This is a genomic window from Bdellovibrio sp. (assembly GCF_036384735.1).
Lineage (GTDB): Bacteria > Bdellovibrionota > Bdellovibrionia > Bdellovibrionales > Bdellovibrionaceae > Bdellovibrio.
Map to the genome: position 1 here is coordinate 21,250 of NZ_DASVLT010000057.1, position 13,300 is coordinate 34,549.

Here is a 13,300-nt window from a genome sequence, read left to right on the forward strand (position 1 = left end):
TTTTTGACAGACATTCCGCCCTGATGCAGAGTCGCTGGATTATGTCTGATATCCATGTTTTAGCTCCTGAAGTTGTCGACCAAATCGCTGCCGGTGAGGTGGTTGAACGTCCCGCACATTTAGTGAAAGAACTTGTTGAAAACAGCATCGATGCTGGAGCGACTCGCGTGCATGTGGAGTTTTTTGACGGCGGTCGTATGGTGAAAGTCATCGACAATGGCAAGGGCATGGCGCCTGGCGATTTGCCGAAAGCACTTGAGCGATTTGCGACAAGTAAAATTTCAAAAACAGATGACCTATGGAAACTTCGCACGTTTGGATTTCGTGGTGAAGCCTTGGCCAGTATCGCGGCTGTCAGTAAATTGACTTTAACGTCTCGTCGTCCTGGCGATGAACAAGCTCATCAACTTATCAGTGAGTACGGAAAGAAAAAGGACATCGATAAAGTAGGTGGCTCTCAAGGCACGACGATCCTGATTGAAAATCTTTTCGAGAATACTCCGGCGCGGTTGAAATTTTTGAAGTCCGATGCTGCTGAAAACACGGCGATCAAAACAACTTTGAAAGCCATGGCATTGTCACATTTTGATGTGGAAATGCGTATTCAGGAAAATGGCAAACTGGTGGCATTCTGGCCGGCATGTAAGTCGCGCAAGGAACGTGTTGAACAGATTCTTGAAATCAAAACGATGTTCGAAGGGGAGGCGGTTCGTGAAAACGTGCGCGCTTATGCCGTCTTCGCCGATCCTCATAACGTAGCGAAGACTGCAAAAAATATTTGGCTTTTTGCGCAGAATCGTTGGATTCAAGATCGCAGTCTTCAAGCAGCCGTGAATGAGGCTTATCGTAATCTTCTTATGCACGGGGAATATCCGATCGCAGTGGTTTGGGTTGAAACAGATCCAGATTGTGTCGACGTGAATATTCATCCGACGAAGTCCCAAGTGAAATTCCAAGAACCTTCATTGGCGTTCCGTGCCGTGGCGGGGGCTTTGCGCTCGACATTGGAAACGGCCCCATGGGTGCCGAAGATGGGGGCTTCTTCTGTGTCGCCTTCGTTTGGTGGTGCAGCTCAAGGCGGTGTGGAGTTCAAAGGAACTCAAGGTCTTCCAAATTTTGCAGCAATGACAAAACCTGCGGCAATGCCGACAGAAAATCTGGCGTTTGATGATTCTTCGTTGAAGGTCACGCAATTCCAGAAGAAAGATTTTTCTTTCCCGACGGTCAATCAGCCGAAGGTGAGTTATGAGACTTTGGCTGGTGCAGCTGAATCTCGTCAAAATTTTGTCGCGGACAGTGCTGATGTTGAATCCTTCAATGATCCTGGTTCTGAAGCAACTCCAGCATCCGCGGGTTACTGGTCATCGCTTGAAGTTTTGGGGCAGGCGAATCTGACTTATATCGTCACACAAAATCGCGACAAGATTGTTTTTGTAGACCAGCATGCAGCTCACGAGCGTGTAGCCTTTGAAAGATTAATGAGTGCGTGGAAGGGCGGAAAGATTGATATTCAAGATTTCCTTTTCCCTTTGGCGATTGATATGTCTCCGGAAAAAGTGGAAGCGATTTTGACACTTTCTTCAGATATTGAACGTTTGGGTGTGCACATCGAAGCGTTAGGCCCTGGCACAGTGGGTGTGAAGGCAGCTCCGTTATTTATTAAAGAGTCGATTTTAAGTACGGTCTTAGATCGCATGGCGGGTGAAATTGTTGAACAAGGCGGAAGCTATTCTTTAGAAAGAGCCGTAGGGGATATCTGTGCGACAATGGCCTGCCATTCAGTGGTTCGTGCGGGGCAAGCTCTGAGTATTGATCAAATGAAAAATCTTTTGCGTGAAATGGATCAGTTCCCACTATCTAGCTTCTGTCCTCACGGTCGTCCGGTGAGTGTTGAATATCCGTTTTATAAATTGGAAAAGGATTTCGGTCGTATCGTTTAATGAAAAAGAAAAACAATCCTGTGATTTTTGTTGTCGGCGCGACGGCTACCGGTAAATCCGAGTGGGCCTTAAAGCTTGCGCAAGAATTCGGCGGGGTGATCTTTAACTGCGATTCAATTCAAGTCTATAAAAAATTAGATATCGGTTCCGCGAAGCCTTCGAAGGAAGAGCAGTTGTTAGTTCCTCACTACTTACTGGATTACGTAGCTCCGCCTGAAGAAATGACGGCAGGGAATTACGCCCGTGATTTTTTTGAAGCCATTGAAAAAGTTCCTGAAGGCAAGCCGGTGTTCGTGGTTGGGGGGACTGGCTTCTATTTTATGGCCGTCGAAAAAGGTATGTACCCCGTCACGAAGGTTGCCCCTGAATTACAAAAGCAGGTGGAAGCTGAAATGGCCAATCAGGGTGGTCCTGAAAAACTGCATGCAGAGCTTGTGGCAGTGGATCCCGAATATGGCGCAAAAATTCATATTTCCGATCATTATCGGATCGGCCGCGCTATCGAGTTGATTCGCAGTCAGGGGAAAAGTGTTACGCAAATTCAAAAAGAATTTGAAGAAGCTCGTGAAGAATTCCCATATCCGCTTTTGAAAATCGGCCCAAGTTGGGATCGTGAAGTGCTGCGCGAGCGCATTCGTTTGCGTTCGCAAAAAATGATTCAGGCAGGTTTGGTTGACGAGGTGAAAAACCTCCTCGATCAAGGTCTGGAATCTTGGGCGCCGATGAGCAGTGTTGGTTATAAAGAAACCATCGCATTCATTCGCGGGGAGTTGACGGAGCAGCAATTGTTAGAAGAAATTGCGAAGAATACTTCGCAGCTCGCTAAACGACAAAAAACGTGGTTTCAGCGTGATAAACAGATTCAGTGGTTTGATGGAAATCTTGGATTTCCAGAGGCCCGCGACTTGGTCGAGAAATTCCTGAAATCTTTGACCCGATAAGTCGCAAGACGAGAGAATGAGAGCAATATGAAAAGCATGACAGGTTACGGCAACGCTAGAGTTCAATCAAAAGACGTCACGGTAGAGGTCAGCATTCGCACTGTGAACGGTCGCTTCTTGGAACCTCGTTTCCATTTGCCTCGCGAGTTCGTAGCTTTCGAAAGCGATCTTAAAAAAATCTTAGGTGCTAGTGTATTGCGCGGAACTGTTGATGTGTTTGTTTCACGTCGTGTGAAAAACGTCGGCGGCAAAGCGCAGATGACGGTGAACGATGCTTTAGCGAAAAAATATCTGACGGCATATAAGCATCTTGCTAAAGAATTGGGCGTTCCATTCCAAGTTCACTTGGAAGCGATGGCGCGCTTGCCTGAAGTTATCAAAATCGAAGACACGTATGAGTTGTTTCCTGGTGAAGAGAAAGTTTTAAAAAAAGCTTTCACAGAGGCCGCGAAGAAATGTGATCAAGAACGTGTGCGCGAGGGTAAATCCGTGCGCAAAGATCTTGAAGGTCTTTTGCTTTCTCTAGAGAAACAGGTGAAGACAATTACAAGCTTGCGTGAAGAAGCTAATGCACAACTTCAAGATAAGTTTGAACAAAAAATCCGCGCACGTCTTAAGGGAAATGAAATTGATCCAACCAGATTGTCTCAAGAAATCGTAATTCAGCTGGAAAAAGCGGATATCAACGAGGAACTAACTCGTTTGAGTGAACATATTAAAAACTACCGCCAATTGGTTTCATCTCAACAGGCTGAGGGCAAGAAATTGGATTTCTATACTCAAGAGCTGCTGCGCGAGGTGAATACGATTGGTTCGAAGTCTCAGGTAGCCAAGATCACTCAGGCTGTGGTAGAAGCAAAAACCCTCATTGAAAGACTCAGAGAACAGGTTCAAAACGTGCAATGATGAAGACACGGATGATTATCGTCGCGGCTCCAAGCGGCGCAGGAAAAAGTAGCTTTGTCGAAAGACTTACCAAGGAAAATGATCGCTTGGTCGACATTGTTACGTTCACTACGCGCAATATTCGCAAGGGCGAGACGAATGGTCTTCAGTATCACTTCATTAACCACGACGAATTTCAAAAGAAAATCTCGGATAATTTCTTCGTAGAGTGGGCCAAAGTTCACACGAATTTCTACGGCACTTCTTACGAGTCCATTGAAAACGCTTGGAAGCAGGGGAAGACAGCCATTATGGATATTGATATCCAGGGCGTGTTGACGTTTAAGTCTAAGTACCCGGATGCAAAGACGATTTTCATCGTTCCTCCATCGATTGACGAGCTGCGCCGCAGAATCGAAAAGCGTGATGGCGGAGTTCCTGCGGATATCGAGGTTCGAATGGCCAACGCCGAAAAAGAGCTGCGAGAAGCCGATAAATTCGACTACCAGATCGTAAACGACAACTTCGACCATTCCTTCGCTCAATTCAAAAAAATCGTTGAAGAATTACTAGGTTAGGGTTATTTTAACGGTCTTTAATCCCAAGGAGACAAAATGGCACGCGTCACAGTTGAAGATTGTTTGGAAAAGGTTCCTAACAGATTTGCTCTTGTTTTGATGGTCGCTAAAAGAGCGAAACAACTTCTTAAAGGTGCGGAAGCTACAGTTTCTACTAAAAGCAACAAGTACATCGTAAGTGCTTTGCGTGAAGTTGCTATCGGGAACGTTGGTTATGCTGAAGTTCTTGATAATTCTGAAGCTATCAAGCAAATCGAAAAAGACTTGAACAAATAGTCTTGGTTTTACATTTCTTGTTTTATCGAAGGCGTACTTTTTAGTGCGCCTTTTCTTTTTCTCCCGTCGTGAATGCGGCGGAAATCCTCTTAGCTAGTACTTTAGATTTTTAGGATCACGCTGCGTGAGGCACGTCATCCTGACTCGTTGCCGCCACGACTTCGTCGTGGTTCGCGCATCCATGCGCCGGCAAAGGCCTCACTCCGCGCGACCCTAAAAATCTAAAGTACTAGCTAAGAGGATTTCGTCTTCGATAGGTGAATAAGGAAAGACTCACTTTGTTCGTCTTGGGGATGGCAAGTGTGGTTGTGGATTTTGTTTTGTATTTGGTGTGTTGGGTCTTTATGATTTTGGGATGAGTTGTACTCTTATTTTTTTGCATGGTGGGCCGGGTTTTAGGGATTATCTTAGGCCTTATTTTACTCAGCTTGAGAAAAGATTTGAATGTGTTTTTTATGATCAAGTTCGTGGTACCGCGGTCACAATGCAAGATATGGTCAGCGAGCTTCATTCTGTTGTGCAAAAAGCTTCTAATAAAGTAGTGTTGGTCGGTCACTCTTGGGGTGGTGTGCTTGCAACTCAGTATGCTTCGATTCACGAGGATAAATTGACTGGATTGGTGTTGATGAGCACTGGTTTAAAGGCCTCGCAATGGAGAGATGAATTCAGAGCCGAGCTTCGCAATCTTGGTTTAGAGGATGCGCCACCGGAAAAAATCTTTCTAACTTTGCCTGAACTAGATATCGGTCGTCCCTTGCTTGATGCGACCTGGGAGAGTTTTTCAGAGGAAACTTTTGATCATCTTTTTTCAACTTACCTAAGTAATTACGATTTAACCGAGAACTTTCGAAAGTTGCAGATTCCCGTTCTAAATATCTTCGGCGAAAGAGATGTTCGCTTCCCACTGCGAGTCACAACGTCATTCAAACAAATCAAAAAAGATATCATCGAATTAGAACTCCCAAACACCGGTCATTTCCCATTTCTGTTACCCGAAAACCGCACCCAAATTTCTAAACTAATCGAAGAAACCTTCGGCTAAACCATTATTTCTAAAAGACGTCGGTTGATACCCCAAACACACTTAGTGATTTATTTTCGGTGTAGCTTCTCTCAGCTATTTTTGTCCCTTCGACCCGGAAAAACTCAATCACGAGAATAGAGGTAGAGGCAGGGGATAGGCTTTTAAATTAGGCCGCACCGAAAGCGGCCTTTGTCGGCGCATGGATGCGCGAACCGCAGCGAAGCTGCGGCGACAATCGAGCCCGGACGGCGTGCCGCTGAAGCGTGGGGTCTAATTTAAAAGCCTATCCCCTGCCTCTACCTCTATTCCTCGCAGAATCTCGAGCTTATTTACACGAACAAGATAGAAAAGGCCTCAGAAAGAGACGCTGCGACTAAAGTCTAAGATCCTAAAATCACTAACATTTCTGAAATCTTAGTTGTTGCCCTCACGTCTTCTCAGGTAAACTTGAGGGATATGGCAGAACCACTCAGAGAGGACGGCTTATCACACAAGCCCGTCAAAACAGTCGAAGACCTTCTCAATCGCATTCGTGCTTATTGGCCGAATGCAGATCTTAAAGTTATCGAGAAGGCCTACTATTTTTCTGAGAAAGCTCACGAGGGACAAATTCGTCGCAGTGGTGAGCCCTATATTTCTCATCCACTTTCGGTGGCTGCGATTTTGGCGGATCTTCGATTGGACTTAGACACAATTGCGACAGGTCTTCTTCACGACACAGTGGAGGATACGCAAGCGACTCTCGAAGACATTCGCCGCGAGTTCGGCGATGTAGTCGCGCATCTTGTTGATGGCGTCACAAAAATCGGTCAGATGAAATTCAAAAATTCTCATGAGAAGCAAGGCGAAAACATTCGTAAGATGATTGTCGCCATGGGGAAAGACGTTCGCGTCGTTCTTGTAAAGCTTGCCGATCGTTTGCATAACATGCGCACGATGAATTTCATGCCTTTCGATAAGCAAGAGCGTATTGCTCTTGAGACTTTGGAAATTTATTGTCCTCTTGCGGGGCGTATGGGTATCAGCTCTTTAAAAATTGAGCTTGAGGATTTGTGCTTCCGCTATTATCGCCCTGAAGTTTACTACACTCTTGTTCAACAAGTTAAAAAGACCGAAGCTGAGCAAAACCGCTATATTGAAGAAGTAAAATCTTTGATTTCAAAAGAGCTCACGAAAGCCGGTTTCAAGTTCGACGTTTACGGACGCTCGAAGCACTTATGGTCCATCTATCGCAAAATGCAATCTCGTAACATCGATTACGATCAGGTTTACGACGTTCTTGCATTCCGTGTTCTTGTAGACACGGTGGCAGAGTGTTACGCGGCTTTAGGTTTGGTCCACTCGCTGTGGAAACCAATTCCCGGAAGATTTAAAGATTTCATCGCCATGCCAAAAACAAATAACTATCAGTCACTGCACACGACGGTGATAGGTCCCGGCGGCGAGCGTATTGAAATTCAAATTCGTACACAAGAGATGCATCTCGTAGCCGAACGCGGTATCGCCGCCCACTGGAAATACAAAGAGCGCGGTAAAATGGATGATGGCGGTGATTTGCAACAAGCGAACTGGCTGCGCGATTTGGTGAATCTTCACCAGCAAACACGCAGCTCTGATGAGTTCCTTGATACCGTTAAAACCGATTTGTTCGAATCTGAAATTTACGTGTTTACTCCGAACGGGGACGTCCGTGAATTTCCAGAGGGTGCCACACCTGTGGATTTTGCTTATGCAGTTCACACCGAACTTGGTAACAAGTGTGTGGGGGCTCGTGTAAACGGAAAAATGGTTCCATTGAAGCACCAACTTCAAAACGGGGACACTGTTGAAATCGTGACTTCAAAAACTCAACAGCCGTCGAAAGATTGGTTGAAGTTTGTTGTGACGAACAAAGCGAAAGCAAAGATTCGTGCTTTCGTAAAAGAGGAACAACGTCGTCGTGCCATCATGCTGGGTAAAGAGCTTGTGGAAAAAGAATTCCGCAAATTCGGCATGGCTGCCGTGAAACATCTTAAAGGTCCTACTTACGAACAATATCTGAAAGACCACGGTCTGACTGATACAGATGAATTGTACGTAGCCGTTGGTTACGGAAAACTTGAAACAAGAATTCTTGTGGAAAAAGTTTCTCCGGAAGCCATCGCCAAAGAAGCTGCAAAGACAGAAAACTCTTCTTTTATGGAGAAAGTTTTCAGAGCGGCCACTCAAAAGACGAAAAAGAGCAGCTCCCTTATCACAGTGGATGGAATGGATGATGTTCTTGTCCACTATGCAAAATGCTGTCATCCGATTCCAGGGGATCCGATTGTAGGCTTCATCAGTCGTGGTCGTGGTATCACGATTCACCGAAGCGATTGCCGCAAGGCTTTCGAGTTTGATCAACTTCGCAAAGTGGATGTGAACTGGAATGTGAAGCAAGCCGGTGAGGGGCAGGAGCGCATTGTTCGTTTGAAAATTATTTCTCAAGACGTACCAGGTCTTTTGAAGTTGATGTCAGAGGCTTTTGCACAACAAGGAATCAACATCCAATCGGCGCAGATTCGTACGACCAAAGATAAAAAAGCCGTATGTAATTTCGAAGTGAGCGTACGTGATGCCGGACAACTGAATCAAGCTATCTACGAGATTCAGAAAATCAAAGGTATCATAGGTGTCTCACGTGTCCTTCATTAGAAAAATCCTTCCGCGATTTCATAATATTTTAGCACTGCTGGTTTTATTAGTGGTGAGCACTGTTATGGCCGGTTGGATCGTTAAAGAGCCGGCTCTTATTCAAGTTCGCCCTACATTTGCACCGATGGTTTTCAATACGGCATTTTTGTTTGCAATGATTTCCATGGGGATTATTCTTTCTGATTTTGCCTTATTTAAAATCGGACGTTTTTTTTCGATTGTTGTCATCGCGATGGCAAGTTTGATAGTCCTGCAGTACCCTCTGGGTTTCTCGCTTGGAGTCGATCAGCTTTTTATCAAAGCTTTTTATGACGTCGGTGTTACTCATTCGGGACGGATGGCTATTAGCACTGCAATCAGTATGATTCTGTTAGGTGTGGCACTGTTCTTTAATAAAAGAACGATTTTGTGCCAGTATGTGCGTACCACCTGTGCGACTTTGGTATTTGGATTCGGTTCCATTGGCTTTTTAGGCTACGTCTTTCATTTCAACGCAGAGTATGGGTGGGGCAGCTTTTCTCGTATGGCCATTCATACGAGTTCCTGTTTCATGATTTTGTCATTTGCGTTACTTTTGCAGTTACGTGTCGGTGTCCGTGAAGACAATCGCACAGAGCCTCGCGCATTAGTTCCATTTTATATGCTTGTCATAGGCATTCTGACGACGGTGTTGATATGGCACTTACTTGTTCTCAAAGACTTTGATCGCAATCGCAGCGTGACCGAGATCCGTGCGGATGCACTAAAGAACAATTTGGATAATTCTTTTTACTCGTTGAAGACATCGTTAGAAAATATGGCTCGTCGATTTGCTCTAGGTCGCTATAAGAACTATGAGATGTGGGCCTTAGACTCTGAAAGTTTTGTCGATGATTTCGGTGGACTAAAACGCATCACCTGGGCTGATAAGAATTTTATTACTCGTTGGGTGTATCCTTTAGGTAATGACGGGCAGAAAATTTTAAATCTTAATATTTATACCGAGCCCGAAGTGAGCGAAGTGGTTCAGAGAGTTGTCGATACAAGGCAAACGGCTCTGTCGAATACTTTCGAGCTGAAATCCGGCGGGCGAGGTTTTGTTTTATTTACTCCGGTTTTTAACGGCTCGCGATTTGTCGGCATTTTATCGATGGCAGTCATTGCGAAAACTTTCTTCGAGCGAGTGATAAAGGTTGATGGATATTCTTTAAGAATTTTAGAAAATGGCGAGAATTTAGTAACAACAGGAAAAAATGATGAAGTTTTTGGTCGTGATTGGACCTATCGGACTCGCTATCAAAGTCTCAATGCAAATTGGGAAATAGTTTTGACCCCCAATCCCGAGCTTATTCGGCAAAATGCCTCCACGATCCCACTCTTTGTTTTGATTTTCGGTGTGACCATTTCTATTTTGCTTTCATTAGCGGTGAGCTTTTATCAAATTGCCGATAAAGCAGAGAAGAAAATTCGTGAAGCTTTGGAGTGGCAACGGGCTTCTCGTGACAGCGTCTCGTTGCTTGTTCTGTCTACAGATGCAAACTTAATCATTCGTGATGTGAACGCTTCGACTCGCAGAGTTTTAGAGTACTCTACTGAAGAACTCGTGGGTTCGACTCCTTTTATGTTCATCGATAAAGATGAAATTATGGAAAGTCGCGGACGTCTTGAGCAACAAACGGGACGTCGTCTTGATACGTACCGAGCGTACGCGGAGGCACAGTTTGAGACGGGCTATAATCGTGCATTTGAACGCACACTGATTTCAAAATCTGGGAAGCGCATTCATGCCGTGGCCTCAATCAGTCAGGTTCGAAATGAAAACGGTAAGATTGATGGTTATATGGCGATTTTTGAAGACGTTACGCAGATTAGAGAGCGCGAGAATCTTTTGAAAGAGCAAGAAAAGATGATCGTGACGTCTTCTCGTTTGGCTTCTTTAGGTGAGATGGCGGCGGGAATTGCTCATGAAATCAATAATCCTTTGGCAATTATTTCTGGCTATGTCGGTGTTTTAAGAAAGCAACTAGCACAACGTGGTCTTGAAAAAGATCCTGAAATCAGTAAGCGCGTTGACGCCATTGACTCTACGGTTGATCGTATCGCTAAAATTGTCAGGGGTCTGCGTAGTTATTCTCGCGAGTCGCATTCGGGTGATGAAGAGACTGTCAGTTTGGATACAATCATTGAAGATACCTTGGCATTTTGCCATGAGAAATTCAAAAACGCAGGTGTTGAGCTAGAGTCGCACATTGAATCGAATTTGATGATCAAATGTCGTCCTTATCAAATTTCACAAGTCCTGCTAAATCTTTTAAATAATGCCTATGACGCTACCGAAACCTCTGCAATTCGTATGGTGAAAATTGAAGCGAAACGTCTTGAGGGAGGAATAGAGGTCTCTGTGGCGGATTCAGGACCGGGTATTCCAAAGAACCTCCGTGAAAAAATCATGCAGCCATTCTTTACAACAAAGGAAGTAGGGCACGGGATCGGTTTAGGATTAAGTATTTCTCAAGGTATCATTCAAGGTCATGGCGGAAAGTTTTATCTTGATGAGTCAGCCCCGAATACTAGATTTGTGGTGTGGTTGCCGACTTAAGGACGATAAAGAAGTTATTTGTCGTTCCAAGCCCATCCGGCTTTAAGTACGATGGATGTGGCTTTGACAGTCGATGTTGGTGGAAAGTAAGTATACTCCAAGGTGACTGGAATATAGGTCTTGCGATTCCACTGAATATCAACACCCACGGCTGCATTCGCCACTTGGTTTGTTGCAATGTTATTTTCATTCAAGGCATTGGATGACTTCGACATTGCGATTAAGAAACCACCGCCGACACCAGCCCACATGCGATATTTAGACTTTGTAAAATAATATTTACCCAAACCATATGCCGACAAATAAGAGATCTTAGTGCTGTAATCCGTACTGTTTGCGTAGGGTGTGCCGTTAGAACTTAGGCGAGTTGTACCGGCGACATTAAATTGTTCCAAAGCTCCTTCAACCTCGACAGCAATATCGGGCGTTGCAGTGAAATCCATGAATCCGCCGACGCCAAAGCCTGAGCCTGACATCGACGCAGTTCCTGTGCCACCGAGACTGTCAGTGATATTCACAGTCATCGAATTCATCAGATATTTTCCAATCAGACCGTAAGAGTTTTTCAAGGCGCGCAGATAAGTCGTGTCACGTGCAGAAGATTCTTCTTCAGATGTGCGTTTTTTATCTGTATTGGAGCGAGCTGATTTTGCCTCTTCCGGCTGTTGCTGTTCATTTTCGGCAGAGCGATCTGGGGTCGGAGTATTTTCAGTCGCACGAGCCTGCAATGTGTAACCCAGATCGGCGCGTCCTTTCAGAATATCAGCGAGTGCTTTATTGTTTTTCACTTGCTTGATACGAATGATAGCCACTTTTTTCCCGGAAGGATTCACCAGGAAATATTCATCACCAGGAGATGTTGAAGCTCCAGCAAGATCGATCAAAACTTTTTGGTTTTTAACGGCGGTAACACTTGCTGCGTAAACAGAAGTTTGAAGAAGAAGTGAACATAGAACAATCAGGATTTTTTTCAAAAGCCAATGTCCCTTTACTCTGCGACGAGCAGGTTATTTTCCAACTCGCGAATGAATTGATCTTTATATAAATCCCATGTTGCCATGTCTGCAAATTCATAGATGCAAGTTTGCGTCTGACCTGTGACTGCATTTGCAGTGTCAGTCGGTTGGATTCCTGAAGCTGTTGAGTCAATTTTTTGAATCGCCTTCACTTCAACAACACCTTCATGACTTGTGCGCCAGACTTCCAAATCATTTTCAGCGACAACAAGTTCGTAGGTTGCTGCTGGGAATTCTTCATTGAACCAGGATTCAACGGAGCCTTCTTTTTTGCAGCTCTTTAATTGGAAGACAGAAGATGTTTTGAGTTTTCCAGGAGCATCAGATTCGAATTCTTTACGCCCATTCGACTTATAAAGTGAACAACCTGTCAAAGACATGAAGGTGATAGAGGCGATCAAGATGCTCTTCATAGACCCTTATTATAGAGTCTTATGAGTTCAAATGAAAAGGCCCCGAGATTTTCAGGGCCTTGGGCTGGAAGGCCGCAGAGCCGGAGCGACGGCTGTCGCGCAGGCTGAAGCAGCTCCGTTTCAGCGACGAATTAAAAAGGAATTTCGTCGTTCGAATTAAAACTTGGTTCTGGTCCGAAATCTTGGAAGTTGAAATCATCACCGCCGCCAGAAGCGTGAGATGAAGAAGAAGTCGATCTTTCGCCGTTAGCTGCGCCCAAGAATTGAACTGTGCTTGCTACGATTTCAGTTGTGTAGCGTTTAGCACCTTGTTGGTCTTCCCATTGGCGAGTTTGCAATTTGCCTTCAACGTAAACTTGGCGACCTTTTGCAAGGTGCTTACCGCAGATCTCTGCAAGTTTGCCCCATACAGTTACACGGTGCCATTCAGTGCGTTCTTGTCTTTGGCCGTCTTTTACCCAAGACTCAGATGTAGCGATGTTCAAACGTGCTACAGTGCTGCCGCTGCCGATAGCTTTCACTTCAGGATCAGCGCCCAAACGACCTACGATAATTACTTTATTAACAGACATTTTCCCCTCCGGAGTAATAGACCACTTTGTTTTTGGTCAGTTTAAGAGTGAAGTCAATAAAGACTTCCGACTCTAATTTAATAGGGGAAAAGGTGAGCAAGATTTAAGCACGCCCCTCGTCAAATTCATGCCAGGAGGGGCTTTTAAGCGATTTAAAAATCGGACTTAATGCGCAGCTCCAATATTGGGCGGCATCATTGGATTTGTCGCGGAAACTTTAAATCTGTACTGGGCTCCGTCGGATGTCGGAGTCTTAAAGTTATCAATGAAAGAAAGGAACAATCCTGCACGATCTTGGAAGCTCTTTTTAGCTTTCAGGTCGATATCAAAATTGTAAGCGCCCACTTGATGAGTGAAACCGCCGCCACGGTTTTGAATATTCAAACCGATGTTACCTTTGATTG

11 protein-coding genes and 1 pseudogene are annotated in these 13,300 nt (G+C 44.8%); 8 read left to right on the top strand and 4 right to left on the bottom strand.

The window, feature by feature from the left end:
• Positions 1-41: 41 nt before the first annotated feature.
• The 8 genes from mutL to VF412_RS17535 all read left to right on the top strand — a co-directional run bounded on the left by mutL (position 42) and on the right by VF412_RS17535 (position 10,895).
• Positions 42-1,940 (top strand): DNA mismatch repair endonuclease MutL, encoded by a 1,899-nt coding sequence (gene mutL / locus VF412_RS17500; RefSeq protein ID WP_331340560.1) that lies wholly within the window; start codon positions 42-44, stop codon positions 1,938-1,940.
• On the top strand, positions 1,940-2,881 hold the full coding sequence (miaA, locus tag VF412_RS17505; RefSeq protein WP_331340561.1) for a tRNA (adenosine(37)-N6)-dimethylallyltransferase MiaA: 942 nt from the start codon (positions 1,940-1,942) through the stop codon (positions 2,879-2,881). Before mutL ends, miaA begins: the two co-directional genes overlap by 1 nt.
• Before the next feature lie 27 nt (positions 2,882-2,908).
• Positions 2,909-3,787: a YicC/YloC family endoribonuclease gene (locus tag VF412_RS17510; protein ID WP_331340562.1), complete on the top strand. Its 879-nt coding sequence runs from the start codon at positions 2,909-2,911 to the stop codon at positions 3,785-3,787.
• An 11-nt stretch (positions 3,788-3,798) separates the two neighbouring features.
• A complete protein-coding gene (gmk, locus tag VF412_RS17515; RefSeq protein WP_331340563.1) occupies positions 3,799-4,344 on the top strand; it encodes a guanylate kinase in 546 nt (181 codons plus the stop codon).
• A gap of 36 nt (positions 4,345-4,380) precedes the next feature.
• Positions 4,381-4,620, top strand: a complete 240-nt coding sequence (gene rpoZ / locus VF412_RS17520; RefSeq protein ID WP_331340564.1) for a DNA-directed RNA polymerase subunit omega — start codon at positions 4,381-4,383, stop codon at positions 4,618-4,620.
• A gap of 355 nt (positions 4,621-4,975) precedes the next feature.
• Positions 4,976-5,662 (top strand): alpha/beta hydrolase, encoded by a 687-nt coding sequence (locus VF412_RS17525; protein WP_331340565.1) that lies wholly within the window; start codon positions 4,976-4,978, stop codon positions 5,660-5,662.
• Between the two features lie 438 nt (positions 5,663-6,100).
• Positions 6,101-8,317 (top strand): bifunctional (p)ppGpp synthetase/guanosine-3',5'-bis(diphosphate) 3'-pyrophosphohydrolase, encoded by a 2,217-nt coding sequence (locus tag VF412_RS17530; RefSeq protein ID WP_331340566.1) that lies wholly within the window; start codon positions 6,101-6,103, stop codon positions 8,315-8,317.
• Positions 8,304-10,895: an ATP-binding protein gene (locus tag VF412_RS17535; RefSeq protein WP_331340567.1), complete on the top strand. Its 2,592-nt coding sequence runs from the start codon at positions 8,304-8,306 to the stop codon at positions 10,893-10,895. Before VF412_RS17530 ends, VF412_RS17535 begins: the two co-directional genes overlap by 14 nt.
• A 14-nt stretch (positions 10,896-10,909) precedes the next feature.
• On the opposite strand, the gene VF412_RS17540 is transcribed toward VF412_RS17535, so the two are convergent.
• From VF412_RS17540 to VF412_RS17555, 4 genes and pseudogenes are all read right to left on the bottom strand, one after another.
• Entirely contained in the window at positions 10,910-11,869 is a 960-nt protein-coding gene (locus VF412_RS17540; RefSeq protein ID WP_331340568.1) for a hypothetical protein, read from the bottom strand.
• 14 nt (positions 11,870-11,883) lie between these two features.
• The gene (locus VF412_RS17545; protein WP_331340569.1) at positions 11,884-12,324 is read right to left on the bottom strand and encodes a hypothetical protein; all 441 of its coding nucleotides are present in this window, start codon (positions 12,322-12,324) and stop codon (positions 11,884-11,886) included.
• Positions 12,325-12,455: 131 nt separating this feature from the next.
• On the bottom strand, positions 12,456-12,896 hold the full coding sequence (locus tag VF412_RS17550) for a single-stranded DNA-binding protein (RefSeq protein WP_331340570.1): 441 nt from the start codon (positions 12,894-12,896) through the stop codon (positions 12,456-12,458).
• Positions 12,897-13,061: 165 nt separating this feature from the next.
• Positions 13,062-13,300: pseudogene (locus tag VF412_RS17555) on the bottom strand (type II secretion system protein GspN); the annotation flags it as partial.